The following is a 26,808-nucleotide window of genomic DNA, read 5'->3' as shown; positions in this document are numbered from 1 at the left end:
ACGACAACATTGGCAACAGAGCCCTCACCCCCTTCGCCAGGGGCAAAATTTTCTCGCAAACGATTGGAAAAAGAAAAGGCACCTCAAGGGCGCCTTTTTGACAGTTTTGCGTTATCCGCAGGGAGAAGCGTTAGCCGCTTATTCCCATTCGATGGTTGCGGGCGGCTTGCCGGAGACGTCGTACACCACGCGGGAGATACCGTTGATCTCGTTGATGATGCGATTCGACACGTGGCCGAGGAAGTCATACGGCAGATGGGCCCAGTGGGCGGTCATAAAGTCGATGGTTTCGACGGCGCGCAGCGCAATGACCCAGTCATATTTGCGACCATCGCCCATCACGCCAACGGAGCGCACCGGCAGGAAGACGGCGAATGCCTGGCTGACCTGGTTGTAGAGATCGGCCTTGCGCAGCTCTTCGATAAAGATGGCATCAGCCTTGCGCAGCAGATCGCAGTACTCTTTCTTCACTTCGCCAAGCACGCGCACGCCCAGACCCGGGCCCGGGAACGGGTGACGGTAGAGCATGTCGTAGGGCAGACCCAGCTCGAGGCCAACGCGGCGCACTTCGTCTTTGAACAGTTCGCGCAGCGGCTCGACCAGACCCATCTTCATCTCTTCCGGCAGGCCGCCGACGTTGTGGTGGGACTTGATGACGTGGGCCTTGCCGGTCTTGCTGGCGGCAGATTCGATCACATCCGGGTAGATGGTGCCTTGCGCCAGCCACTTGGCGTTTTTCAGCTTCTTGGCTTCATCGTCAAACACCTCGACGAAGACACGGCCGATGATCTTGCGCTTGGCTTCCGGCTCGTCTTCACCGGCCAGGGCGGAGAGGAAGCGCTCTTCGGCATCCACCTTGATGATGTTCAGACCAAAGTGATCGCCAAACATCTCCATCACCTGCTCGCCTTCGTTCAGGCGCAGCAGGCCGTTGTCAACGAAGACGCAGGTCAGGCGATCGCCGATGGCGCGGTGGACCAGCATGGCCACCACGGAGGAGTCGACACCGCCGGAGAGGCCCAGGATCACCTCGTCGTCACCTACCTGCTCGCGGATGCGGGCAACGGCATCGTCGATAATGGTGGCCGGGGTCCACAGGCACTCGCAGCCACAAATGTCTTTGACGAAGTGCTCCAGCATGCGGGCACCCTGACGGGTGTGAGTCACTTCCGGGTGGAACTGCACGCCGTAGAAGCGCTTGGCTTCGTCGGCCATGGCGGCGTGGGGGCAGGTCGCGGTCTGGGCGATGGTAACGAAATCCGCCGGGATCTCGCTGACCTTGTCGCCGTGGCTCATCCAGACATCCAGCAGGGCGTTGCCGTTGTCGGCAATGGCATCTTCAATGTTGCGCAGCAGGGCGCTGGTCTTGCCGGCGTTGCCCAGCACTTCCACCTTGGCATAACCGAATTCACGCAGGTTGGAGGATTGCACCTTGCCACCCAGTTGCTCGGCCATGGTCTGCATGCCGTAGCAGATACCGAATACCGGCACGCCGGCATTGAACACGTACTCGGGGGCGCGCGGGCTGCCCGCTTCGGTCACGGACTCGGGACCGCCGGAGAGGATGATGCCGTTCGGATTGAATTCGCGGATCTGCTCTTCGGTCACATCCCAGGCCCACAGTTCGCAGTAGACACCGATCTCGCGCACGCGGCGGGCGATCAGCTGGGTGTACTGGGAACCGAAATCCAGGATAAGGATACGGTGAGCGTGAATATTTTTAGTCATTTTATTCCTGCATCATGCTGGTGTGGGGATAAAAAACGGTGACAAAACGGGGCCGCAGCCCCGTCTTTCATCAGCCCATCCGGTAGTTGGGGGCTTCTTTGGTAATGGTCACGTCGTGGACGTGGGACTCTTTCATCCCGGCGCCGGAGATGCGCACGAATTCGGCCTTGGTGCGCATGTCGTCGATGGTGGCGCTGCCGGTCAGGCCCATGGAGGAGCGCAGACCGCCCATCTGCTGGTGAATGATCTCCTTGAGGCGGCCCTTGTAAGGTACACGCCCTTCGATCCCTTCCGGCACCAGCTTGTCGGCGGCGTTATCGGTCTGGAAGTAGCGATCGCTGGAGCCCTTGGACATGGCGCCCAAAGAGCCCATGCCACGGTAGGATTTGAAGGAGCGGCCCTGATAGAGCTCGATCTCGCCCGGCGCCTCTTCGGTACCAGCGAACATGGAGCCCACCATGACGCAGCTGGCGCCAGCAGCGATGGCCTTGGCGATATCGCCGGAGAAACGGATGCCGCCATCGGCAATCACCGGAACGCCAGTGCCTTCCAGTGCGTCAACGGCGTCGGAGATGGCAGTGATCTGGGGCACACCCACACCGGTCACGATACGGGTAGTACAGATGGAGCCCGGGCCGATACCGACCTTGACGGCGTTGACGCCGGCGGCGACCAGCGCCTTGGCGCCAGCGGCGGTCGCTACGTTGCCACCGATGATTTGCAGATCAGGATAGGCTTCACGGGTCGCCTTGATGCGCTCAAGCACACCCTGGGAGTGACCGTGGGAGGAGTCGATCAGCAGCACGTCGACACCGGCTTCCACCAGAGCGGCGACGCGCTCTTCGTTGCCGGCACCGGCGCCGACGGCGGCACCGACCCGCAGGCGACCCTTGTCGTCTTTACAGGCGTTGGGCTTGCGCTCGGCTTTCTGGAAGTCTTTGACGGTGATCATGCCCTTGAGTTTGAAATCAGCGTTGACCACCAGCACCTTCTCGATACGGTGCTTTTGCATCAGGGCAACCACCTCTTCGCGAGGGGCTCCTTCACGCACGGTCACCAGGCGCTCTTTCTGGGTCATGATCTGTTCGACGGTCAGGGAGAGATCGGTGACAAAACGCACGTCACGACCTGTGATGATACCCACCAGCTGGTTGCCGTCAGTCACCACGGGGTAACCGGCGAAACCGTTCTTGTGGCTCAGCTCCTTGATCTGGGCGATGGTCATGTCGGGGCGCACGGTCACGGGGTCGGAGACCACACCGCTCTCGTACTTCTTGACCTTGCGTACTTCGGCAGCCTGCTGCTCGATGGACATGTTCTTGTGGATAAAGCCGATACCGCCTTCCTGGGCCAGTGCGATAGCCAGACGGGCTTCGGTCACTGTGTCCATGGCAGCGGAGATCATGGGAATGTTCAAGCTGATAGAAGAGGTCAGCTTGGTACGCAGATCGGCAGTATTGGGAAGAACTTCGGAGTGGGCGGGAACCAACAATACATCGTCGAAGGTTAACGCTTCTTTGGCAATCCTGAGCATGGCAATATCTCACCGTTAGGGAAGTGGGGGCGTAAAATATTGCCGACGAAGTTTACTCACGGATTGGTCACTGGTAAAGAAGTTTTTTGAATTTTTTATGGCGTAGCCCTCTTTTGGTACGCCAAGAGGCCAAAAAACCAAGATTATCACTCTGGAAATGACCATTCTGGGACAAAAGAGCGATCAGTTTGCTGTTTTATGCAAATTGCCATTGTTGCCCCTCCCCTCCTTCCCAACCTCAATGACACAACATCACTTCATTCAACGAGATGGCTCTCGTCAGGCAGTAAATAGGCGACGACGCTATATGATGGCGTTGTTGCCCAAATCGATGAAGCTTGAGTGGAACTAACTGAGGACTTGGTGATCTGATCACCACCATCCTCTTCAAGTCTGCATCATGAGCACGTCGCTTCACCCCATCACCAACTGGCCTAAATACAACAAGTCGTTGATTAATCGTGGTTCACTCACCTTCTGGGTTGATGCCGAGGCCATGAGCAACTGGTTTCACCACGACCATCATGGGCGGCGGGGCCGCTGCCAGCTTTACACTGACCAGACCATCTGTACCTTCCTGATGCTCAAGGGGATTTTCAACCTCACTCTGCGGGCCACTCAGGGACTACTCGACTCCCTGTTCGAGCTGATGAATGTGCCGTTGTGCGCACCGGACTATAGCTGTGTCAGCAAGCGAGCACGTACGGTGACAGTGGCCTATCGACAGCCCCCAAAGGGACGCATTACCGACTTGGTTATCGACTCAACCGGGCTGAAGGTGTTTGGTGAAGGCGAGTGGAAGGTCAGAAAACACGGCGCTGAGAAGCGGCGAGTCTGGCGCAAGTTGCATCTGGCAGTAGACCCGGTAACCCACGATATCGTGGCAGCGGAGGTGTCATTGGAAAATGTCCATGATGCCGAGGTGTTGCCGACCTTGCTCAATCCACTGCGGCGCAAGCTGGGACGAGTTTATGCAGATGGCGCCTATGACAGCAAAGCCAGCCATCAGCTTATCTCGCGCAAAGGGGCGACAGCTTGTATCCCGCCTCGCAAGAGCGCGGGGTTATGGAAAAAGGGACACCCAAGAAATGACGCTGTGCTGGTGATGCGCAAGGAAGGGCTGGCGCACTGGAAGAAGATATCGGGGTATCACCGTCGCTCGCTGGCAGAGACGGCGATGTATCGGTTCAAGCAGTTGCTGACGGGGAAAATCAGTCTGCGTAACTACAATGGTCAGGTGGGAGAAGTCATGGCGTATGTCAGCGCCATAAACAAACTGAATACCCTGGAACTACCTGTCAGACAGCCCCGAGTGTAGCGGTCACCCAGGGCAGGCGAAGTCATGACTTTCTGGCTGATTTGGGAAACAACGCCCTATATGATAATAAACATAATAATGATGGGTTTGATGGCCTTTAAGCCTCGTTGGACCAACATAAACATGCGGTAAAAAGTGTTACGTTACGGCGCTTCCACTCTCTCTTCGCCCGGCATCACATTCACAGGAAAAATTCGCTGCCGGGCGATGATCCAACGTGATACAACTAGGTCTGTGATGACAGCTGTGCCATCTCGTTTTGGCTCGATTACCAGGAAGGTTATGTATGTCGCGATTCACGTCTGTCTGGATATGCCTTGGACTCTTGCTCACCCCGGTCCTGCTCGTATTGCTACTCAATCCCCTGTTGACCTCCTTCGTCTCCTATCATCTGCTGAAGACCAAGAGCCAGGAGCTATTGGAATACCAGCTGGAGCGCAACAAGAACCTGGAGCAGAACATTCTGGCCCAGCTTTCCCACTTCAAGTTTGACTGTGGACCGGAAGATGTCGCCCTGCTGCGCAATCCTGATTATTACAGTCGCCATATCCGCCTCGCCGGCCTGCATCCGAGCCAGGGAGGTGGCTGTTCGACCCTGGGGTTTGATTTGCCCGTGCTGACCGACGTCCAGGAGAGTGATCAGGCTGCGACACTTCATTTTGCAACGACCCAACATTCTGCCAACAGTGAACCCGAGGTGCTGATCTATTCCAGGCAGGCCGGCAATCTGGCTTATTGGGTATTGAACAACAGCTGGGCCAATGAATTATTGGCAGTCCCCTGCGAGGATTGCTTCTATGTGGAATTTCGCCGCGATAATGGCGCTATAATGGAGCAGCTGTTATTGCCTCGCGGTAATAAAGCCATCACCCAGCAGCCCAATCCGCTCTCGCTGACCGATTACGACGAATACAACAAAGTCAAACAGACTATCTGGGGGGGCAACGAACTTCGTTATTATGCCAGCCAGCAGGTTTACTATTATGGCCTGATATTTTCGTTGCTCTTTGGCCTTCTGCTGGTAGGTGGCTACTGGACCCTGAGAAATTATCGAAACTCTCTCGATGGATTACTGAAAATGGGGCTGACCAGAGGAGAATTTATTCCTTTCTATCAACCCATCGTCGATAGCCGGAATAATGAAGTCGTGGGTTATGAGGCATTATTGCGCTGGCGCCGGGGCGATACCTTTATTTCTCCTGGGATGTTTATCGAATATTCGGAAAACCAGGGACTGATCCTGCCGATGACGACCCAGATGGTGCGCCAGATCGTGGAGGATCTCAAAAAACTGCCCGACTCCCACTGGGTCAGCGTCAATCTGGTTGCCGCCCATGTCGAGCAGCAGACCCATCTGCAGGACATGCTCAAACAATTGCGCTGGCCCGATCCCGACCGTCTGACCTTCGAGCTCACCGAACGCCTGCCCATTTCGGACGTCAAGCATGCGGCTCGTGAAATGGCCAATCTGGGGCTGCGGGGGTATCACTTCAAGATCGATGATTTCGGCACCGGTTATGGCGGCTTTGCCTATTTGCAGCAACTGGGGATACGCAGCATCAAGATAGACAAGATGTTTATCGATACCATCGGCACCTCGGATCTCAAGCGCAATGTGCTCGACGCCATCATCGCCTTTGGCCATCAATCCAAAATGGAGATGATCGCCGAGGGAGTCGAGAATCAGGCGCAACTGGACTATCTCACCGAGCATGGAGTCTATCTGATCCAGGGTTATGTGTTTGCCAAGCCCATGCCGCTGGATGAGGTGCTGAAATGGCGCGTACCCGACCATCAGGGTGAAACAGTAGAGGCGATATAAGGGCCACCAGACCCGGCGGCGTGACCAGCCTCTGCTGACACGCCGCACCTGCTCTTTTGCACCCTCCCACCACCGGGGTAAACCCTGTTCCCCCCTTCCGCAGCGCCGCGTTTACCAATATTGTTTGTGATGCCCCTTGCTCAACAGGGGGCAAACAGGCGACCAATCCCCCTTGATTTGCACGGCACAAGGCCCCTCTTGCTCCTCCCGGCGGCCGTTTCAGGTTAAGATAGCCACCATTGTTTTCCCTCTGGCCCGGCCTGAGATAATCACAGGATCCCCCTTGAACCGATTTAGCCCATCCAGTGCGGCCAATGGCCGCGAGCAGCAGGTCTTTACCGTTACCCGCCTCAACAGCGCCGTGCGCATGATCCTGGAGCAGGATCTGGGGCTGGTGTGGCTGACCGGGGAGCTCTCCAACCTGGCGATGCCAAGCTCGGGCCACTGGTATTTTTCGTTGAAGGATCTCAGCGCCCAGGTGCGCTGCGCCATGTTCAAGGGCAACAACCGGCGGGTGGCGTTTCGCCCGCAAGACGGCATGCAGGTTTTGGTGCAGGCGCGGGTCTCCCTCTATGAACCGCGCGGCGACTACCAGCTCATCATTGAATCGATGCAACCCGCCGGAGATGGCGTGCTGGCCCTGCGCTTTGAAGAGCTCAAGCGCCGCCTTGGCGCCGAGGGGCTGTTTGACGAGGGCCGCAAACGGCCACTCCCCCGCGAGCCGCGCGCCGTGGGGCTGGTCACCTCCGCCACCGGCGCCGCCCTGCACGACATGCTGACAGTCTTGAAGCGCCGCGCGCCGGATCTGCCGGTCTTTATCTACCCGACCCAGGTTCAGGGGAGCGCCGCCACCAGTCAGATCGTCTCTGCGATTGCCCTGGCCAATCGCCGCGCCGAGGTAGATGTGCTGATCGTCGGTCGCGGTGGCGGCTCCCTTGAAGATCTCTGGTGCTTCAACGAAGAGGCCGTCGCCCGGGCGATCGCCCGCTCCGCCATTCCCGTGATCAGCGCTGTGGGTCATGAGGTGGATGTGACCATCAGCGACTTTGCCGCCGACCTGCGCGCCCCCACTCCGTCGGCCGCCGCCGAACTGGTGGCGCCCGACCAAAGTGCCCGCGCCCAGCGCCTCGTTCATCTCAGGCAGCGGCTGGTGCAGGCCATAAACCGCCAGCAGACTGCGTCCCGCCACGATTTCATCCTGCTGCAAAAGCGGCTCGACCATCAGGATCCCAAGCGGCGGCTGGAACAGCAATCCCAACGCCTCGACGAGCTCTCCGCCCGTTTGCAGCAACTGCTGCGCCAGCGCCTGCATCAGGGGGAACGGCGGCTTGCCAGCCTCGAGCTGCGCCTGCAGGGCAAGAGTCCGGAGCGGCTGCTGGCCGCCGGCAAGCGCCGCCACCAGTTGGCCGAGGAACGCCTCCATACGCTGATCGCCAAGCGCCGGGATCTGGCGAGCCATCGCCTCGCCATGCTCACTGCCCGTCTCGACGGGGTGAGCCCGCTCGCCACCCTGGGGCGCGGTTACTCCATCACCCGCACCCCACGCGGCGAGGTGATTAGCAACGCCGCCCAGGTGAGCGCAGGGGATAGCCTGGTCACCACCCTGGCACAAGGCCGCTTGCAGGTGCGGGTCGAGAAGACAGAGGGGTAATCCCCGCCACTGACGAGTTTTCGCGCGAAGCTTGCGCCGTCAGTTATCAGATAAAAAAAATCCCCGCCGGTTGGCGGGGATGTTTATTTTGGTGAGCGTGGCGTTTGCCTTAGCTGGCCTTGCGCAGGATCTGCTCAAGATAGTGGGCAAAGTTGTGACCGTGATGTTCCAGCAGTTTCGGGAACATGGAGATGGAGGTCATGCCCGGGAAGGTGTTGATCTCGTTGAGCAGGATCTCCCCCTCTTCGGTCAGGAAGAAGTCAACGCGAGAGAGGTGGGTCAGGTTGAGCTGACGGAATGCCTTGAGGGCGTACTCGTGGATGGCGTCAGCCTGCGCCTGGGTCAACCCTTCGGCACGCAGGGCAGTCTCGGTGTGGCTCGCGTTGCTGTACTTCTCTTCATAGGTGTAGAACTTGTCCTGCGGCACGCAGATCTCGCCAGGATAGGTGGCCACCAACTCGTCACCGTACTGGTACACCGCCACTTCCAGCTCCCGCGGCTTGACCGCTTTTTCGATCAATACCTGCTCGGAGTAACCGAAGGCGTCCTTGATGCCCTGCACCAGGTCGGCTTCGTTGCTGGCGGAGTAGCACCCCACGGAAGAGCCCTGGGAAGCGGCCTTGATAAAGACCTTGCCCCACTTGGCCAAGGCTGCCTTGGCCTCGGCCAGGCTCGCCTCGTTCTGTTCGGTCAAAAACAGATAGGGGGTATTGGGGATACCGAGAGCGGAGAGCCACAGCTTGGTGCTGATCTTGTTGAAGCAGATCTTGCTCGCCTCGGCATCGCAACCCAGATAAGGGAGGCCGGCCAGCTCCAGGAAGGATTGCAGATCACCGGTCTCGCCCGGGTAGCCGTGAATGCAGGGCACCACGTAATCCACCGGACGGGCCACGCTGTCAAACGAGAGCAGCTTGTCCAGCCCCAGCTTGCACTCGCGACCATCGGCACTGAGCCAGCGGTCGGCAAACATCTCGACCCGGGTCACTTCGACACCAGGCAACAGGCCGAGTTGTTTTTCGAGGAAATTGGCGCTGCGCAGAGAGACTTCGTGCTCTGAGCCACCGCCGCCGCACAGCAGCAAGACATGCATGTTCTTCATTAGATGTGATCCCTTGGGAAAAGCGGCTTCGCCATCACCATTTAAAATCCAGTCGCATTAAAAACCGGACGAAGCCAGATACGAACATAAGTGCGCGCCAGTGTAGCAAGGGAGACAAAGCCTTGTCAGCTGATGGGGCCGTCACTGCCCCCTTTGGGGCCGCAAAAAAGCGGCCATGTGTCAAAAATGGGGAAAAAGAGCTCAACGCGGCGGGTCGACCCGGCCCACGCCGTTGCCATTGACCCGAAACCAGCCGGCGATGCTGAAGCGCTCGCGATTGGCGGGCAACACCTCGTGGGGGAACTCTTCGGATAAAAACAGCACCAGCCGCCCCCCCTTGGGCGAGACATCCATCAGCAACTGCTCGTCGTTGTCATACATTCGCAGCACCCCGCCCGCCTCTGGCTGCCAATCGTTGTTGAGATAAAAGACAGAGGTGAGCCGCCGGTTGGAGCGACCGGCGAAGGCGTCGCGATGGGTGGCATAAAAATCGCCGCTGCGATAGCGGGCAAAGTGGGCCTCGTAATCGAACAGCCCCAGCATCAGCATGCGATTGGCAGCCAGACGCAAGGACTCCATCCGGGCGAGGTAATCGGCCACGGGCGCGCCAAGGGAAGGCTCCAGCCAGTGGATCTGATCTCGGCGAATGTCTCGGTTGCCCTGATGCTGCGCCTCGCGCCCTATGCCCGCCGGTTGCCACTCGTCTGGCAGACAGGCCTTGAGGGTATCCACCTCGGCGGCGGTTAAAAAATCATCCACTATCACCCACCCCCGGGTGTAAATGGCATCCATGACGGCTTGATAGTCCAAGATTGACTCGCAACAAGTGGAAAAGAGAGCGCTTTTTAGCGACTTCCCGGCTGGCGCACAAACCGGTTTGCTTATCTTGAGAAGTCCCATCCTCAATACGTGATCTGCCGGATTTCGCGCGCCTTTTTCGCGCCGGTTGTGATCCCGCCCCGCATCGACTCAAGGCCAGTGCCAAAAATGTGATAACGGCCGCATGCCTCGGCGCCGCCCGGTGCAGCCACTTGCCCCAGACAGAGCCACCCGATACCGTAATCCCCATTCCGGTTTGCAGTCCACACAAGGAAGATGCCATGCCCCTGCCCGACCTTACTCTGCAACGCCTCGACGGCAGCCCCTACCCGCTGGTACAGCTGGCGGGCAAGGTGATCCTGGTGGTCAATGTCGCCAGCCGCTGCGGCTTTACCCCCCAGTACACCGGGCTCGAGGCCCTCTATCTGGATCTGGGCCCGGCCGGGTTGGAGATCCTGGGCTTTCCCTGCAACCAGTTTGGCCAGCAGGAGCCGGGAGATGCCGAGGAGATCGCCCGCTTCTGTTCCCTCGACTATCCGGTCACATTCCCCATCATGGCCAAGTGCGAGGTCAACGGCGAGCAGGCCCACCCCTTCTACCAGTGGTTGAAGAGAGAAAAGCCGGGCTTGCTCGGGCTGGAAAACATCAAGTGGAACTTCACCAAGTTCCTGATCGACCGGGATGGAAACGTGGTGGACCGATTCGCCCCCACCACCAAGCCGGAGAGCCTGACCGAGCAAATCCGCGCTCTGCTCTGACGCCTACCTGCCTGCTTGGCATGACGGCCGGTGCGACAGCTACTGCGCAGCGGCCGCACTTCTGCTATATTGCGCCCCCGTTATCGTTTCTATCTTGTGGCGGGTGCCAAGGCACCGGCCATCCGTTGAGCCAGGTGCTCACCAGAGGAGTTTCTCTCGAACATGTCATTCAATGAACTGGGTCTGTCTCCGCACATCCTGCGGGCCGTCAAGGAGCTGGGTTACGAACAGCCAACCCCCATCCAGCAACAAGCCATTCCGGCCATTCTGGCCGGTCAGGATGTGCTCGGCGGCGCCCAGACAGGCACAGGCAAAACGGCCGGCTTCACCCTGCCCATGCTCCAGCGCCTGCTGGCTAACCATGGTCGTGGCCGCCGTCAGGTACGCGCCCTGGTGCTGACCCCGACTCGCGAGCTCGCAGCCCAGGTGGGCGAGAGCATCATCAAATATGCCCATCACCTGCCGTTTCGTACCCTGATCGCCTACGGCGGCGTCAGCATCAAGCCCAATCTGGACGCCATCAAGCTTGGCATCGATATCCTGGTAGCTACCCCGGGCCGATTGCTGGATCTGCTGACCCAGGGCGCTCTGACCCTGAACGAGCTGGAAGTGCTGGTGCTGGATGAGGCGGATCGCATGCTCGACATGGGCTTTATCCACGACATCCGCCGCATCATGAAGGCGCTGCCCGCCGAGCGGCAGACCCTGCTCTTCTCCGCCACCTTCTCGGATGAGATCAAGGCGCTGGCAGACGATCTGCTGAACGACCCGACCCTGATCGAGGTCGACCCCAGCAACACCGCCGCCGAGCAGGTGACCCAGCGCATTATCCAGGTCGACCGGGAACGGCGCCGCGAGCTGCTCTCCCACATGATCGGCCGCGGCAACTGGCAACGGGTATTGGTGTTCGTACGCACCAAGCAGATTGCCGACAGGCTCGCCCACCAGATGCAAAAAGATGGCCTGGATACCGTCGCCATCCACGGCGACAAGAGCCAGGGTGCCCGCAACCGGGCGCTGGCCGATTTTCGTGAAGGCAAGGTGCGGGTGCTGGTCGCCACCGACATCGCCGCCCGTGGCCTCGACATCGATCAGCTGCCCCATGTGATCAACTTTGAATTGCCCCAGATGGCGGAGGACTACATCCACCGCATCGGCCGTACCGGTCGCGCCGGTCGCGACGGCGAGGCCATCTCCCTGGTGAGCCAGGACGAGCTGGGCCAGCTCAAGGCCATCGAATCCCTGATTGGCCAGTCCTTGCAAGTGGAGATCCTCGACGGGTACGAACCCAGTGGCAAACCAAGCCGCCAGACTCTGCCCGGCAGCAAGCCGGTACAAAACCCGCCGCGTGCCCGTGACGGCGCCAATGCCAAGGGTGGCAAGGGCAAACCCGCCGCAGGCAAAGCCAAGGGCGATGGCAGCAAGAAGCCCGCTCAGTCTCCTCAAAACAAGTCTCGCAAGCGGGAAGTGGTGGGCGAGGACGTCGGGTTTGCCCCCATGCGCCGCCTGCCCAAAGCCCAGCGGGACAGCTATCAGGAGAGCGACGACGAGTAATTCGTCCCGCGTTGCCATGCTGCTGAGTCAAACAAAGGGAGCCAGTTCGGCTCCCTTTGTGCTTTCTGGCGATCGGGCAAAGGCCCCTACACCAGCGAATGGCGCACGCTACCGGGATGCTTGCCTGGATGACGTGCAATCTGGCTACCATCGAGCGGGCGATGCTGCAAAAACTCGAACAGCCCCGCCTGCAAATTGACGTTCCAGAAGCGCCCGGCCAGAGTCAGTACCAACCGCTCGTCCGTCAAGCTGGCCAGCCCGTTTCGCTGCCACCCCTCAAACAGCGGCTGCAGATGTGCACGCAGCGGCGCAGGCAGGCTCGCCAGGGCCAGCCAACCGCGATCGAGGGCACCTCGCAGCAGTCCGTCTATCCGGGCGTCGGGATTGCGACTCATCACCATACCTGGGGCCCGCTCGCCCTTGGCCAGTGCGTCGTGCCAACCGTCAAGACTGCGGCCATTCATCACCCCGTGACCATGAATGTTGCCCCCCGCGCCCGCGCCAAAGGGGAGGATCTCGGCCCCGCGCTTGGCCATCTGGTTGTAGCGGCTTTGCTCTGCGTTGCTGCGCCGCCAGTGGCAACAGGAGAGCCGCTGCCAGCCCCCCTGCTCCAACACCCGGGCGCCATAGGCATACATGGCGGCCCGCTGCTGGCCATCGGCCGACCAGCCCAGCTTGCCCTTCGCCTCGGCCCGCTCGAGATTGGTGCCCTGCATGGCGATGAGCTGGTAGAGATCCACCCCGTGCACTGCGCTTGCCATCACGTCGCGGATGTCCTGGCGCCATACCTCGTCATCCTGCCCGGGCAGACCGAAGATAAGGTCGGCCACGATCACGGCCGCATCGTCCCGAGTCAGCTCGCCGAGTCGGCGCAGCAGGGTCTCCCTGTCATCAAAACGGGCCGCCTGCTGGCGCACGCCGGTATCAAAACTCTGTACGCCAAACGAGAAACGGTTGAAGCCCCCTGCCAGAGCTATCTGCCACTTGGCCTCGTCAAACCCGTTGAGACGCCCCTCCAGGGTCACCTCCACATCCGGGGTCAACGGAAAGCGCCCAATGGCATTGGCCAGCCGGGCCAGATCCTCGACCGCCATATCGGTGGGGGTGCCCCCGCCCACATAGACGGCAGAGAAAGGTTTGCTTTGGCCCAACGGAGTCTCGGCAGCCGCGTTTAGGCTGGCACACAGGGCCGCCATGTAACGGCTCATGCGCGCCGGATTGGCGCCATTTTCAAAGAAATTGCAAAAGCTGCAGCGCTTGCGACAAAAAGGAATGTGGATGTAAAGGGCCCGCTCGTCGGCTTCACTCTCTTGTTGCCACCAGGCTTGCCAGGCGGCTTCGTCGATGGACACGGGGCGCACACCGCCCCGGCTGGCATGGGCCGAAGTTTTGCCACTGAAGGCAAATTTAAGGGGATCGGGAGTCGCCATGCCGATCATGGTTGGCGTCAGATCGCTTGTCATCGTTGCAGGATTACCATCTGAAATAACACAAATGATAACCACTATCAATTAACTTCAAGTTTGTGCTGGATCAACTCAGGGTCAGAGAGCCCTGATTTGCTACCTGTCATTAACTGCTAATGTCGATCCAATTAACAGATAAGTTACTCAAGATGAGGTAGGGTGTGCCGATAGAAAGTCATCTCCCCCTCTCGACCATGATTCATCGGGGAAAGATGCCAATCATTGACGATCGCTTACCTGTGCATGGACTCTGCCAACGATGCAAAACCTGTCTCTCAACTGGAAAATGTTCCTCCCCCTCACCTTGGTCATCGGCTGCACATTTGCCCTCAGTTTTGAACTCTCCGCCTGGTTGCAGCGGGATCTCGCCATCCGACTGGCGGGTGAGAAAGTGGAGAGCGCCGCCAACACCTACATGGATCAGCTCAACGTCCTGATGATGACGGGAGGCATGGCCAATCGACAGATAGTTCAGACCAAGCTCAAGAGCGAACAGGGTATCGTCGAGGCCAGGGTCATTCGCGCCCCCGCCGTGAGCGATCTGTTCGGAGCGGGTCATCCGGATCAGAAAATCGCGGATACGCTGGATGAGCGCGCCATCAAGCAGGGCGAGGTCATCTTCGAGCAACAGGGCAACCAGCTCACCCTGATAAAACCCTTCAAGGCCTACAAGGAGTATCGCGGTACCCAGTGCACCACCTGCCACCAGGTGGCGGAGGGAACCGTCATGGGGGCGGTGCGGATCAGTTACGATCTCAGTCATACCTTCAGTGAAATCCATCGCAACAACCTGATCCTGAGCGGCAGCCTGGCCGCCGTGTTCAGCCTCGGCTTTGGCCTGCTCTGGTGGGTGCTGCAGCGCTACATCAAGCGCCCGGTTCGTCATCTGCAGCTCAATATGACCCGCATGGCCAAGGAGCGGGATCTCTCCCTCCCCCTTATCAATCGCAGCCAGGATGAGCTGGGCCAGATGACCCGCGCCGTCAGCGACATGGTGCAGGGGTTTCGCCACAGCCTGCAATCCGTCGAGAGTGCCACCCAACAGCTCTATCAGGAGTCAAACCAGATAAGCGAGGTCGCGACCCGCACCGAAGGAGCGGCCCGTCAGCAGGAGAGCATGACCACCCAGGTGGCCGCCGCCGTGAGCGAGCTGGCCGCCAGCTCCCATGAGGTACGCGAACATGCCCGCAAGAGCGCCGAGCTCTCCGCCCTCACCAATCAGGATGCCGCCGAGACCAGCCGCCTCGCCCAGCGCTCCATCACCGATATGGACGAGATGTCGGAGGAGATAGAGCGAGTCGACAAAGTGATCCAGCAGCTCGACAACCGCTGCCTCGCCGTCGACGGCGTGCTGGAGGTGATCAAGGGGATCGCCGATCAGACCAATCTGCTGGCCCTCAACGCCGCCATCGAGGCGGCCCGTGCCGGCGAGCAGGGACGCGGCTTTGCGGTGGTGGCGGACGAGGTGCGGGCCCTCTCCAACCGCAGCCGCGCCGCCAGCGAGGAGATCTCCCAGATGATCGCCGCCCTGCAAAAAGAGGCGCAGAGCGCCGTTGTGGTGATCGGGGATGCAAAAGCCAAGGCCGACGAGAGCATTCACAAGACCGAGGCCACCCTGGCGGCCATGCAGAACATCATTGGGCGCATCGCCAGCATCAATGATCTCAATGCCCAGATGGCGCAATCCGCCGAAGAGCAGGACAGGGTCTGCAGCGAGGTCGATCGCTCGGTGAGCGACATTCGCAACAGCGCCAACGACACCCTGGGCCAGGCCCATGCCGCCAACCTGGCCAGCCGCCAGCTGGTCGAGCAGTGCAAGACGCTGGAGCAGTTGCTCAAGACCTACCGCTGGTAGCCCGATGACAGACAGCAAAAAGCGCGACCCGGGTCGCGCTTTTTTATTGCCTTGGTGCTTGCCAAGAAAGAACCGGCAAGCGCCAGAGGTACAGATCAGCCTGCATTGCGGGTGGCTACCGCATCGGCCAGGTTGCGCAGCAGGCTCTCGGTGTCGGCCCAGCCGATACAGGCGTCCGTGATGCTCTGGCCGAAGGTGAGCTCACACCCGTCCACCAGATCCTGGCGCCCTTCCACCAGATGGCTCTCCACCATGACGCCGAACACCGCCTTGCTACCGGCACGCAGCTGACCTGCCACGTCCTCGGCTACCAGCATCTGGTTCTTGAACTGCTTGCTGCTGTTGGCGTGGCTGAAATCGATCATCACCTTCTGCGGCAGCCCCGCCTTCTCCAGCCCCTTCACCACCTCGCTGACATGGCCGGCGCTGTAGTTCGGCTCGCGGCCACCGCGCAGAATGATGTGGCAATCCGGGTTACCGGCGGTCGCCACGATGGCGGAGTGACCGTACTTGGTCACCGACAGGAAGTGGTGCGGCGCGCTGGCGGCGCCGATGGCGTCGATAGCCACCTTGATGGTGCCGTCGGTACCGTTCTTGAAGCCCACCGGGCAGGAGAGCCCGGAGGCCAGCTCGCGATGCACCTGGGATTCGGTGGTGCGCGCCCCGATGGCGCCCCAGCTCATCAGATCGGCCACGTATTGCGGAGTGATCATGTCGAGGAACTCGGAGGCGGTCGGCAGCCCCATGTCGTTGAGATCCAGCAGCAATTTGCGTCCCAGGCGCAGGCCGTCGTTGATCTGGCAGCTGTTGTCGAGGTAGGGGTCGTTGATGAGCCCCTTCCAGCCCACAGTGGTGCGCGGCTTCTCGAAATAGACCCGCATCACGATCTCGAGCTGATCTTTGAGCTCGTCGCGCAGCGCCTTGAGGCGCTTGCCGTATTCCAGCGCCGCGACCGGATCGTGGATGGAGCAAGGACCGATCACCACCAGCAGGCGATCATCGTCACCGGTCAGAATGCGGTGAATGGCCTGGCGAGATTCAAACACCGTATTTGATGCGGTCTCGGTGGCCGGAAACTTCTCAAGCACCGCAACCGGGGGCAATAACTCTTTGATTTCACTGATACGAACGTCGTCGGTTTGATGCTGCATGACAAGGCTTCCTGCTAGATGACTGCGATAATGAAACTTCAATCTAGCCCTCGACAGAGGCGGTGTAAATAGAAAATTACATCGATAGCAAAACTATTTCACCAAGCAATCTTGCAAGTTACTGAAATGGTGCTACCGCGAATACCAAAGACAACAAGGCCCGCACAATGGCGGGCCTCACGGGTACAAATCAATCAGTCATGCTGACTGATGCTGGCCAGCTTGTCGAAGTAATCCGGGAAGGTCTTCGAGGTGCACTTGGGATCATTGATGGTCACCGGCGTATCCGACAGTGCCACCAGGGAGAAGCACATGGCGATGCGGTGATCGTTGTAGGTATCGATCGCCGCATGGTTGAGTTGGGCCGCCGGGGTCACCGTGATAAAGTCGTGCCCTTCCTCCACATCAACACCCAGCTTGCGCAGCTCGGTGGCCATGGCGTGCAGACGGTCGGTCTCCTTCACCCGCCAGTTGTAAATGTTGCGAATGGAGGTGGGCCCCTCGGCAAACAGCGCCGCCACGGCGATGGTCATGGCCGCATCCGGGATGTGGTTCATGTCCATGTCAACCCCGTGCAACGTCCCCTGCTCGGCCTCGATGAAGTCATCGCCCCAGGTGATGCGGGCCCCCATCTTCTCCAGCACGTCGGCAAAGTGAATGTCGCCCTGGATGCTGTGCTTGCCAATGCCGGTGACCCGTACCTTACCCTTGATGGCGCCTGCCGCGAGGAAGTAGGAGGCGCTGGAGGCATCCCCTTCCACCAGGAAGTCGCCCGGGCTGACATAGGTTTGGTTGCCCTTGATGTAGAACACCTTGTAGTTGTCGTGTTCGATGACCACCCCGAACTGCTTCATGATGTGCAGGGTGATGTCGATGTAGGGCTTGGAGACCAGCTCCCCCTTGATGTGAATGCGGGTGTCACCGGCCGCCATGGGCGCCGCCATCAAAAAGGCGGTCAGGAACTGGCTGGAGACGGAGCCATCCACGTGCACGTCACCACCCCAGAGCCCCTTGGCATCTACCACCAGGGGCGGATAGCCGTCTTTTTTCAGGTACTGGATATGGGCGCCCGCCTCGCGCAGGGCATCCACCAGATGGCCGATGGGACGCTCTTCCATGCGCGGCTCGCCCCCCAGGGTGTACTCCCCGGAACCGAGGCACAAGGCCGCACACAAGGGACGCATGGCGGTGCCTGCATTGCCAAGGAACAGATTGACCGGCTCTTTCACCGCAAAGCTGCGACCCAAACCATGTACGGTGCACTCGGTCTTGTCGGCAGAGAGCTTGTATTTGACGCCGAGCTGGGTCAGCGCCGCCAACATGTGGCGGATATCATCGCTGTCGAGCAGATTGGTCAGACGGGTGGTGCCGCGAGCCAGGGCTGCCAGCAGCAGAGCCCGGTTGGAGACGCTCTTGGAGCCGGGCAGATTAACCTCGCCAGCCACACGGGAAATGGGTTCCAGACGCAACGAATTCATAGACTTCCTGTACTATCTCAAAAAAACACCTGTCCGGACGTTAACAGCCCGCGCCCAGCTCGGCAAGGGTACTTTCGGGGTAAATATGGCGGCGGGCGCCGCATTCAGGACAAGCAGAAAAAGACGCCGGGCTCGGCCCGGCGTCTGACATCAGCAGGGAAAACTCAGCCGTGGCGCTTGGCAAAGCCGTCCATGAAGCTGACCAGCGCCTTGACCCCTTCCAGCGGCATGGCGTTGTAGAGGCTGGCACGCATGCCACCGACAATGCGATGGCCCTTGAGCGCCAGCAGGCCAGCCGCTTCCGATTCGGCCAGGAACAGCTTGTCCAGTTCGGCATTTTTCAGCTGGAACGGGATGTTCATGCGAGAGCGGCAGCTGGCATCCACCTGGTTGCCATAGAAGCTCGACTGATCGAGATAGTCGTAGAGGAAATCGGCCTTCTCCTTGTTGCGCGCTTCCATGGCCGCCAGGCCGCCCTGCTCTTTCAGCCACTCGAACACCAGACCAGCCAGATACCAGGCATAGGTGGGCGGGGTGTTGAACATGGAGTCGTTCTTGGCGGTGAGCTGGTAATCGAAAATCGAGGGCACATCGGCGCGCGCCTGGCTCAGCAGATCGTCGCGCACGATGGCAATCGCCAAGCCCGAGGGGCCAATGTTCTTCTGGGCGCCGGCATAGATGATGCCAAAACGGCTCACATCAAGGGGACGGGAGAGGATGGTGGAGGAGAGATCCGCTACCAGCGGCACGTCGCCGGTGGCCGGGATGTCGAACATCTCGATGCCGTCGATGGTTTCGTTCGGGCAGTAGTGCACATAGGCCGCATCGGCGCGAAACGCCGGGGTCGGCAGCAGCTGGCTAATCCCCTGCTCATTCTTGGCAACCCCCTGATAGGTCTGGATGTCGCCATACTTTTTGGCCTCATCCACGGCGCTCTGGGACCAGACGCCGGTCAGCAGAAAGTCAGCCTTCTTGTTGGCACCACCCAAGAGGTTCATTGGCACGGCGGAGAACTGGCCGCGACCGCCGCCGTGCATGAACAGCACCTTGTAGTTGTCCGGTACCGCCAGCAGCTCGCGCAAGTCTGCTTCGGCTTTCTCGGCGACTGCCATGTAGGGCTTGCCGCGGTGGGACAGCTCCATGACCGAGGCTCCCAGCCCCTGAAAATTACAAAATTCGCGCTGGGCGCGCTCCATGACTTCGACCGGCAACATGGCGGGGCCGGCGCAGAAGTTGTAAATCTGTTTGCTCATGACGCTTTCCGTGAATGGATGAGAGTGATCGATGACTTGTCAGGTTTTACACAAGAGAGGCTTGCTGATCAAAGGCTTTTTGGGATCTGGCGCACTCTTTTCGGTCATGATGAAACGTCGGACAGAAGAGAAAAAGCCCTGAACGGGTCAGGGCTTGCTGAGAACATGCGCAGAATTGGTCGCGAGTCCGCATAAAACGCGAGTCACCGCCTTTTCTGACAAATTTACACTTTGGCGGTGAGCTCCGGCAGCAAGGTGAAGAGATCCCCCACCAGCCCGTAGTCGGCCACCTGGAAGATGGGGGCCTCGCTGTCCTTGTTGATGGCCACGATCACCTTGGACTCCTTCATCCCCGCCAGATGCTGGATGGCCCCCGAAATGCCGACCGCGATGTAGAGCTCGGGGGCCACCACCTTGCCGGTCTGACCCACCTGCAGATCGTTGGCCACAAACCCCGCATCCACCGCCGCCCGCGAGGCGCCCACCGCGCCACCCAGCTTGTCCGCCAGCGCCTCAATGAGGGCAAACTGCGCCTTGGAGCCCAGTGCCCGCCCGCCGGATACCACCACTCGCGCCGCCGCGAGATCGGGCCTGGCCGAACGGATCGCCTGGCGCTCTACCAGACGGGTACGGCACTTGAACTCGGGCACCGACAAGGCTTCGACGGGCGCGGACGCCCCCTGCTGCCCCGCCTTGGCAAAGGCGGTCGGACGGACCGTCATCACCTTGACGGGGGCCGAGCTTGCCACCCTGGCGATGGCATTGCCGGCATAGATGGGGCGCAGGAAGGTATCGCCGCTCTCGATACCGATCACCTCGGCAATCATCTCCACCCCGAGCCGGGCCGCCACCTGGGGCAGCAGCGCCTTGCCCGTACTGCTGGCCGCCATCAGGCAGTGTTCATACCCCTGGGCATGAGTGGCCAGCAGCTTGTCGACCCCATCCAGCAAGCCGTCTGCCAGCATGGGATGCTCGGCCAGCAATACCTTGTCGACCCCTTCCAGTTGCGCGGCCTGCGCCGCCGCCTCGCTCAGCCCCTGCCCGAAGAGCAGCAGATGGATGTCGCTCCCCAGTTGCCCTGCGGCCGTGACCAGCTGCGCGGCGTTGTCGGCCAGCCGGCCCTGATGATGTTCGGCAATGATCAGCACGCTCATGGCAGCACCTTCGCTTCGTTCTTGAGTTTGTCCACCAGCTCGTCCACCGAGCCGACCCGGATCCCGGCGGCGCGCGCAGGGGGCGCCATCACCCCGAGCAGCCGGGTCTGACCGGCAGGCTCGACGGCAAGGGCGGCAAACGGTGCGCTCTCGAGCGGTTTGCGCTTGGCCTTCATGATGTTGGGGAGCGAAGCAAAGCGCGGTTCGTTGAGCCGCAGATCGACACTGACGACAGCGGGCAATGGCATGCCGAGGGTCTCAAGGCCGCTGTCTATCTCGCGGGTCACCAGCAGCTCCCCCCCCTCAAGCTTGATCGCGCTGGCACAGGTAGCCAGCGGCCAGTCATTGAGGGCCGCCAGCATCTGGGCTACCTGGTTGTTGTCTGAATCGATGGACTGCTTGCCAAGGAGCACCAGGTCCGGCTGCTCCAGCTCGCATACCTGTTGCAGGGCGCGGGCCACGGTGAGCGGCGTGAGCGTCTCGTCCGTCACGTAGTGGCGGGCCCGATCCGCCCCCAGCGCCAAGGTATGGCGCAGCTGTTCGGCAGCCGCATCGGGCCCGAACGTCACCACCACCAGCTCGCTTGCCACCCCGGCTTCCCGCAGTCTGATGCCCTCCTCCACCGCTATTTCACAAAACGGGTTGATACCCATCTTCACGTTGGCGAGCTCAACATCCGAGCCGTCTCCCTTGACCCGGATCTTGACGTTGTAATCTACTACCCGTTTGATCGCGACCAGCAGCTTCATGGGGTCATGCCTCATCTGTTTGGGTTGAATTCATTGACCAGTCCTTGCACTTTTTTGTTTGATTTTTTACTTACAAGAGCTTTACGTTTACGTAAACTACCAGCACTACCCTAGGCCAACTAGAGCGCAGAGGCAAGATGGAACGGGAAGCAATGGAATTTGATGTCGTCATCGTGGGTGGCGGCCCGGCGGGGCTCAGCGCAGCCATCGCCCTGAAGCAGCACAACGCCGACCTGTCGGTCTGTTTGTTGGAGAAGGGAGCCGAAATTGGCTCCCACCTGCTCTCCGGCGCCCTGTTCGATCCCGTTGCCCTCAAGGAGTTGCTGCCGGATAGCTGGCAGGAGGCCCCCCTCGGCATACCGGTCAGCGACGATCAGGTGCACCTGCTGCAAAACGATAGCCGGGCGCTGCAACTGCCCCACTGGGCGGTGCCGCCACGGATGCACAACACGGGATGCCATATCCTGAGTCTTGGCAACCTCTGCCGCTGGCTCGCCCGGCAGGCAGAAGCACAGGGAGTCGAAATATACCCGGGCTTCACCGCCAGTGAACTTATCATGGAAAATGGCCGGGTCAAGGGCGTGCTCACCGGCGATCTCGGGCTGGATCGGGCCGGTAACCCCAAGGCGGATCACGTCCCCGGCATGGCACTGCTCGGTCGCTACACCCTGTTTGCCGAAGGGGCTCGCGGCCATCTTGGCAAGCAGCTCATCACCCAGTTCGGGCTGGAAAACAGCGCCCAGCCGCAACACTACGCCATCGGCTTCAAGGAGCTGTGGCAACTGCCGGCCGGCCAGAGCCATGCTGGCCGGGTGTTGCATGGCAGCGGCTGGCCCCTTGGCAAGGAAGGGGGCAATCACAGCCACGGTGGCTTCTACCTCTACCACATGGAAGGGGATCAGGTGGCAGTCGGCCTTATCGTCGATCTCAACTACCAGAACCCTTGGCTCAGCCCGTTTGACGAGTTCCAGCGTCTCAAGCACCACCCGCTGATCGCTGAAGTACTCAAGGGAGGCGAGCGCATCAGTTATGGCGCCCGTGCTATCACCAAGGGAGGCTGGCACTCCCTGCCCCACATGCATTTCCCCGGCGGCCTGCTGATTGGCTGCGATGCCGGCACTCTGGATTTCTCCCGCATCAAGGGCATCCACACCGCCATGAAGTCGGGGATGCTGGCGGCCAAGACCGTCGCCATGAGTCTCAAGGGCGGGGATGAAGGGGGACGGGATCTGGCCGAGTTTGGCGATGCGTTGCAGCAAAGCTGGCTGGCCCGTGAGCTGAAAACCGCCCGCAATGTCGGCGCAGCCCTGCATCGCTATGGCCCCTGGCTCGGTGGCGCCTTCAACTGGCTGGAGCAGCGACTCTTTCACTCCCGCCTCTTCAGGGAAGGTTCGCCCTTTACCCTGCTGGACAGGGAGCCCGACTACCGTCAGCTGCGCATGGCCAGTCGTTGTGAGCCTATCGACTATCCCAAGCCGGATGGCAAGCTCAGCTTCGACAAGCTCTCGTCCGTCTATCTGGCCAACACCAGCCACGACGAGGATCAGCCCTGTCACCTCAAATTGCAGGATGAACAGATCCCGGTCGAGGCCAATCTGGCCACCTGGGCCGAACCCGCCCAGCGTTACTGTCCGGCCGGCGTCTTTGAGATCATTGAGGCCGAACGCGAGCCACGGCTGCAGATCAACGCCGCCAACTGCATTCACTGCAAGACCTGCGACATCAAGGATCCCAGCCAGAACATCACCTGGACACCGCCTCAGGGGGGCAATGGGCCCAACTACCCCAATATGTGACAGAGTCTTATACGGCGGAGCCTTATGTTGAGGGACATGATGTTCAGGAGCATTGCCATGCAGATCCGAGATGGCATGGCTAACCAGCGCCTCAACATCTCCCCGGCAGTTGCCCAAGGGGGAGATGGCCCCAACTGCCCCTAAGGTGAAAGAGGCTTATCCCTCATCCCGGAAAGCGGCAAAGCAGATGCCTCCGGGCTGACCACTTTCCAGCCAGATCCGATGATCCGACCTCGCTGTTTTTTTGAGCGAACAGGCTGAACCCAGCATGAATAAGCCCTGACAAGCGCGGCCTGCCCCTGTATAGTTCGCCGCATTCAGGTTTTCCATCGGCCCGTTCAGCTTGTCCACGGGATCGCTTTCTACGCGCTCTAAGGCCGCATGACCTGTGCAACCATCCCTGATTACCCATGACTTTTTAAGGGGGGACAGATGATCACCGCCTACATTCTCAATAACAAGGTACTGGACATAGTCACGCTCGGGCCTGACGACATAGTGCCTGACAACACGGTCTGGCTGGATGCCTACAAACCGGACACGGCGGAGCGAGAATGGTTGACGGGCCTGTTCCTGGAAGAGGTGCCCGACAAGGAGGAGCTGGACGACATCGAGGCGTCGGCCCGTTTCTACTGGGACACCGACGGTCTGCACATTCACTCCCTGTTTCCCCAGCGGATCGGTCGTGACACCAAGGGTGTCCACGTCTCCTTTACCCTGCGCAACAACCTGCTGATCAGCATTCGTGAAGATGACATCGGCTTAGTGCGCCTGCTGCGCCACTATATGCGCCAGGACAGGCTGGAGGTGGAGGATGCCCTCGACATCCTGCTAGAGGTGCAGAACCTGAAAGTTGAGTACCTCTCCGACCTTATCGAGGATGGTTACAAAACCTTGGAAAACACCGCCGATCAGATCTTCGAGCCGGACCAGATCAACCCCATGCTTAAAGAGTTGATGGCCCAGGAAGAGGCCAACGGCCAGATCCGTCTCTCCCTGCACGATACCCGGCGCGCCTTGCGTTTTTTGAAGCGCAGCCTGCGCCAGCGCATGAGCCTGGAGCAGAACAAGTGGATCGACGAGATGCTGCACGACGTGGAATCCCTGCTGCCCCACACCCAGTTCCTGTTCGACAAGATCAACTTCCAGCTGGAGGCCTCCATGGGGGTGACCAATCTGGAGCAGAACAAGGTGATCAAAATCTTCTCGGTCGCCGCGGTCATCTTCCTGCCGCCGACGCTTATCGCCAGCATCTACGGCATGAACTTCGGCCGCATGCCGGAGCTCGCCTGGGAGTACGGCTATCCCCTCTCCCTGGTGCTGATGGTGATGTCATCGCTCGGCACCGGCCTCTTCTTCAAGCGCAAGGGCTGGCTGTAACGCCACCTTGAATGACAAACGCGGATTGGGGGGCATGGCCCCCCGATTAATTCCTCTCTCCCCCGCACCTTGCAAAGGGCCCTGTCCCGCCCCATATCTGCCACATCCTTCATCCAAGCGGATCACGGGCCTTATGACCCTCTACCCCGAACACAGATATGACGATCACGGCCAGCTGCGCCCCCCGCTCTGGTTTTGGCCCATTGCCCTGTTGCTGACCCGCTCGGTTTGGCTGTTTCTGATGGCGGGGGTCAGTCGGGAGAGCGGCAGCGACATTCTCGCCCTCTTCTATCCGGACAAGATCAGCCTCTATCTCAGTCTGCTGACCGACGTGCCCGCCATGCTGGCGCTGCTAGCCTGTGGCGGCACCTATCAACAGACCAAGAGTGCACGGGCATGGCTCAGGCGCCACAGCCGGGGCCTCTTGCTCTGCTCTGCCGCAAGCGGCCTGGTGATGCAGCTGCACAGCCTCAATCTGCAGAAGTGGAGCTTCAGCTGGCCCACCGCCCTGGTGCTTATCGCCAGCCTGTGGAGCCTCTGGTATCTGCTGCGCAGTCGCCAGCTGCGTGAATACGCCGCCGACCAGCCCCATTAAGGGAGTGCTCCTGCCTATTGGCGGGTGACCCTGATCTGCAGGGTCTGGCGATCGCTCTGGTTGCCACCCCCGGCCTGCAGTTGGGTACCCAGGCTACTGCCTTGCCGGGCCGAGCTGGTCGAAAGCTCCCCCACCGTCAGCCATTGGCCCGGGGCACCGCTCACCTCGGTGGCGCTCTGCCCTCTGTTGATGGTGCCCTGCTCCAGCCTGGCCTGCTCGCTGCTGAGCGCTATCTGCACCCTGTCGCCAATCAGGGTAGCGGTGGCATAGAGGCCGTTGACCAGCGGCATCAGCCCCACCACCTGGCCGCCGCGCCACTGATAGAAGGTCACTGGTTGATAGGAGCCCATCTGCAAAAGCACTGGCCGCCCCGACAAGCCGCGAACCTGCCAGCTGTCGTTTTGGCTCTGCTGGTATTGCCGGGCGTTACCATCCAGCAGCCATTGCCGTTTGGTCTCATCGCGGCCAACCCCGACACCCAGCTGCTGGCCGCTGGACGCGCCATCGACCCGCCATTCGATGAGCAGGCTCTGGGGCGGTTTGTTGAGCTGGGCCAGGGTCGTCTCGGCCTCCTGCAACTGGGCCGGGGTACCACTCAGCACCAGCTGGTTACCCATGGCACTTACCCCGAGATCCGGGTAGATCTCCCTGAGGGTCTGCACCGCAGCGCCGGCATCAAAGACCGGGATCACCTTCACTTCGGCGCGAAGCAACCCACTCCAGAGCCAGACCAGAGCGCAGAGCACCATCCCCAGCCAGCGACCGCCTTTGTCCATCTTGTTCATGCCACTCTCCCTTCCCTCTCTCCCTCGCCAGCCGCTCTCACTATGGCAGCCTGCTCCTTGCTGATGATGACCCCTCGCATCCCCCGAATACAAGAATAAGCAGGGCTCCCGCCCAGCACGGATTATCGCGTAAGATAGCGACATCTTTTTACCAAGCGGATCCCTTCATGTTGAAACAGTTGTTATTGCTCCCCCTCGTCCTGCTGCTGGGTGCCTGCTCGCTCACCCAGTACAACGTCAGCGAGGCCGAAATCAACCAATACCTCAAGGATCAGGTCTCCTTTGAAAAACAGCTGGGGATCCCCGGCATCATGTCGAGCAAGATCCGCCTCGATGAGATGCAAAGCCGCATCGGCCGCAGCCAGCCGGATCGCATCGAACTGGATGCCGCCGGCGATCTGCAGGTGCTGAGCCCCCTTGGCAGCCAGCAGATGAAGGTTCGCTTTGCCCTGCGGGCCCGTCCGGAATACCTGGCGGATCAGGGGGCCATCTATCTGCGCGATCTGGAGCTGCTCTCGGTCAAGACCGAACCTGCCGACATAGGCGCGGCGCTCACGCCGCTGCTGCCCACCTTCAACCAGTCGCTCTCCCTGTTCCTGTCCCAGACCCCCGTCTACCGGCTCGATGCAAGCCGCCAGAATGAGGCGAGGATCAAGGAGAAGGTCGAGGCCCTCAAGGTAGAGCCTGGCCGCCTGGTGATCCCCTTCAAGGTGTTCTAAACCCGCTCCTTGCCATCGCCCTCTGCGCGATAACCGTGATCACCACCCCCACCGCCCCGCCTTGTGTCGTTTGCACTGGTCGGGGCGGTTTTCACTTCTCAACGCCGTCCAAATCACACATAATGCGCACCATTCTCATTTAGA

Annotated in this window: 22 protein-coding genes; 10 read left to right on the top strand and 12 right to left on the bottom strand. The window is 60.3% G+C overall.

The features are described 5' to 3' along the window. Window positions 1-138: 138 nt before the first annotated feature. Together guaA and guaB are read right to left on the bottom strand one after the other, a co-directional pair. Window positions 139-1,728 (bottom strand): glutamine-hydrolyzing GMP synthase, encoded by a 1,590-nt coding sequence (guaA, locus tag I6L37_RS14390; protein ID WP_216992194.1) that lies wholly within the window; start codon window positions 1,726-1,728, stop codon window positions 139-141. A 70-nt stretch (window positions 1,729-1,798) separates the two neighbouring features. Beyond that, complete coding sequence (gene guaB, locus I6L37_RS14385) at window positions 1,799-3,262, bottom strand: IMP dehydrogenase (RefSeq protein ID WP_026456761.1); 1,464 nt, start codon at window positions 3,260-3,262, stop codon at window positions 1,799-1,801. A gap of 400 nt (window positions 3,263-3,662) precedes the next feature. On the opposite strand from guaB, the gene I6L37_RS14380 reads away from it, so the two are divergent. The 3 genes from I6L37_RS14380 to xseA all read left to right on the top strand — a co-directional run bounded on the left by I6L37_RS14380 (window position 3,663) and on the right by xseA (window position 8,053). Then, a complete protein-coding gene (locus I6L37_RS14380; RefSeq protein ID WP_216992193.1) occupies window positions 3,663-4,580 on the top strand; it encodes an IS5 family transposase in 918 nt (305 codons plus the stop codon). Between the two features lie 286 nt (window positions 4,581-4,866). Further along, a complete protein-coding gene (locus tag I6L37_RS14375) occupies window positions 4,867-6,402 on the top strand; it encodes an EAL domain-containing protein (protein WP_216992192.1) in 1,536 nt (511 codons plus the stop codon). 283 nt (window positions 6,403-6,685) lie between these two features. Continuing rightward, window positions 6,686-8,053 (top strand): exodeoxyribonuclease VII large subunit, encoded by a 1,368-nt coding sequence (xseA, locus tag I6L37_RS14370; RefSeq protein ID WP_216992191.1) that lies wholly within the window; start codon window positions 6,686-6,688, stop codon window positions 8,051-8,053. A gap of 109 nt (window positions 8,054-8,162) precedes the next feature. Here xseA and I6L37_RS14365 read toward each other — a convergent pair whose 3' ends face one another. Continuing rightward, window positions 8,163-9,152 carry a D-alanine--D-alanine ligase gene (locus tag I6L37_RS14365; RefSeq protein WP_042029184.1) on the bottom strand — a complete coding sequence of 330 codons (990 nt, stop codon included), beginning with the start codon at window positions 9,150-9,152 and terminating at the stop codon, window positions 8,163-8,165. Window positions 9,153-9,353: 201 nt separating this feature from the next. Further along, complete coding sequence (locus I6L37_RS14360) at window positions 9,354-9,962, bottom strand: 2OG-Fe(II) oxygenase (protein WP_216992190.1); 609 nt, start codon at window positions 9,960-9,962, stop codon at window positions 9,354-9,356. Window positions 9,963-10,252: 290 nt separating this feature from the next. Here I6L37_RS14360 and I6L37_RS14355 point away from each other — a divergent pair, with 290 nt between their 5' ends. Both I6L37_RS14355 and I6L37_RS14350 read left to right on the top strand, forming a co-directional pair. Further along, entirely contained in the window at window positions 10,253-10,729 is a 477-nt protein-coding gene (locus I6L37_RS14355; RefSeq protein WP_216992189.1) for a glutathione peroxidase, read from the top strand. Between the two features lie 162 nt (window positions 10,730-10,891). Then, entirely contained in the window at window positions 10,892-12,283 is a 1,392-nt protein-coding gene (locus I6L37_RS14350) for a DEAD/DEAH box helicase (RefSeq protein ID WP_216992188.1), read from the top strand. A gap of 86 nt (window positions 12,284-12,369) precedes the next feature. Here the strand turns inward: I6L37_RS14350 and hutW are convergent, their stop codons facing one another. Further along, complete coding sequence (gene hutW, locus I6L37_RS14345) at window positions 12,370-13,746, bottom strand: heme anaerobic degradation radical SAM methyltransferase ChuW/HutW (RefSeq protein ID WP_216992187.1); 1,377 nt, start codon at window positions 13,744-13,746, stop codon at window positions 12,370-12,372. Window positions 13,747-14,008: 262 nt separating this feature from the next. Between hutW and I6L37_RS14340 the strand changes: the two genes are divergently transcribed. Then, window positions 14,009-15,604: a methyl-accepting chemotaxis protein gene (locus I6L37_RS14340; protein WP_216992186.1), complete on the top strand. Its 1,596-nt coding sequence runs from the start codon at window positions 14,009-14,011 to the stop codon at window positions 15,602-15,604. Between the two features lie 95 nt (window positions 15,605-15,699). On the opposite strand, the gene aroG is transcribed toward I6L37_RS14340, so the two are convergent. The 5 genes from aroG to I6L37_RS14315 form a co-directional block, all read right to left on the bottom strand. Then, entirely contained in the window at window positions 15,700-16,755 is a 1,056-nt protein-coding gene (gene aroG, locus I6L37_RS14335; RefSeq protein WP_216992185.1) for a 3-deoxy-7-phosphoheptulonate synthase AroG, read from the bottom strand. Window positions 16,756-16,949: 194 nt separating this feature from the next. Next, the gene (gene aroA / locus I6L37_RS14330) at window positions 16,950-18,233 is read right to left on the bottom strand and encodes a 3-phosphoshikimate 1-carboxyvinyltransferase (RefSeq protein ID WP_216992184.1); all 1,284 of its coding nucleotides are present in this window, start codon (window positions 18,231-18,233) and stop codon (window positions 16,950-16,952) included. Window positions 18,234-18,397: 164 nt separating this feature from the next. Beyond that, the gene (serC, locus tag I6L37_RS14325; protein ID WP_216992183.1) at window positions 18,398-19,486 is read right to left on the bottom strand and encodes a 3-phosphoserine/phosphohydroxythreonine transaminase; all 1,089 of its coding nucleotides are present in this window, start codon (window positions 19,484-19,486) and stop codon (window positions 18,398-18,400) included. Window positions 19,487-19,710: 224 nt separating this feature from the next. After that, on the bottom strand, window positions 19,711-20,640 hold the full coding sequence (locus I6L37_RS14320; protein WP_216992182.1) for an electron transfer flavoprotein subunit alpha/FixB family protein: 930 nt from the start codon (window positions 20,638-20,640) through the stop codon (window positions 19,711-19,713). Then, window positions 20,637-21,389 carry an electron transfer flavoprotein subunit beta/FixA family protein gene (locus tag I6L37_RS14315; protein WP_216992181.1) on the bottom strand — a complete coding sequence of 251 codons (753 nt, stop codon included), beginning with the start codon at window positions 21,387-21,389 and terminating at the stop codon, window positions 20,637-20,639. The genes I6L37_RS14320 and I6L37_RS14315 overlap by 4 nt, the downstream gene beginning before the upstream one ends. A gap of 137 nt (window positions 21,390-21,526) precedes the next feature. On the opposite strand from I6L37_RS14315, the gene I6L37_RS14310 reads away from it, so the two are divergent. Next, complete coding sequence (locus I6L37_RS14310; RefSeq protein WP_216992180.1) at window positions 21,527-23,185, top strand: electron transfer flavoprotein-ubiquinone oxidoreductase; 1,659 nt, start codon at window positions 21,527-21,529, stop codon at window positions 23,183-23,185. 156 nt (window positions 23,186-23,341) lie between these two features. On the opposite strand, the gene I6L37_RS14305 is transcribed toward I6L37_RS14310, so the two are convergent. After that, the gene (locus tag I6L37_RS14305) at window positions 23,342-23,536 is read right to left on the bottom strand and encodes a hypothetical protein (RefSeq protein WP_156130761.1); all 195 of its coding nucleotides are present in this window, start codon (window positions 23,534-23,536) and stop codon (window positions 23,342-23,344) included. An 81-nt stretch (window positions 23,537-23,617) separates the two neighbouring features. Between I6L37_RS14305 and corA the strand changes: the two genes are divergently transcribed. Both corA and I6L37_RS14295 read left to right on the top strand, forming a co-directional pair. Further along, complete coding sequence (gene corA, locus I6L37_RS14300) at window positions 23,618-24,565, top strand: magnesium/cobalt transporter CorA (protein WP_026456618.1); 948 nt, start codon at window positions 23,618-23,620, stop codon at window positions 24,563-24,565. Window positions 24,566-24,698: 133 nt separating this feature from the next. Next, complete coding sequence (locus tag I6L37_RS14295) at window positions 24,699-25,160, top strand: DUF2919 domain-containing protein (protein ID WP_026456619.1); 462 nt, start codon at window positions 24,699-24,701, stop codon at window positions 25,158-25,160. A gap of 14 nt (window positions 25,161-25,174) precedes the next feature. On the opposite strand, the gene I6L37_RS14290 is transcribed toward I6L37_RS14295, so the two are convergent. Continuing rightward, window positions 25,175-25,909: a hypothetical protein gene (locus tag I6L37_RS14290; RefSeq protein ID WP_216994174.1), complete on the bottom strand. Its 735-nt coding sequence runs from the start codon at window positions 25,907-25,909 to the stop codon at window positions 25,175-25,177. Between the two features lie 203 nt (window positions 25,910-26,112). Between I6L37_RS14290 and I6L37_RS14285 the strand changes: the two genes are divergently transcribed. Next, window positions 26,113-26,664, top strand: a complete 552-nt coding sequence (locus I6L37_RS14285; protein WP_042029199.1) for a lipoprotein — start codon at window positions 26,113-26,115, stop codon at window positions 26,662-26,664. Window positions 26,665-26,808 lie beyond the last annotated feature (144 nt).

The sequence above is a fragment of the Aeromonas sp. FDAARGOS 1407 genome (assembly GCF_019048725.1).
GTDB classification, from domain to species: domain Bacteria; phylum Pseudomonadota; class Gammaproteobacteria; order Enterobacterales; family Aeromonadaceae; genus Aeromonas; species Aeromonas enteropelogenes.
The sequence above is the reverse complement of the archived record's forward strand: the minus strand, read 5'-3'. Positions and strand labels throughout refer to the sequence as shown.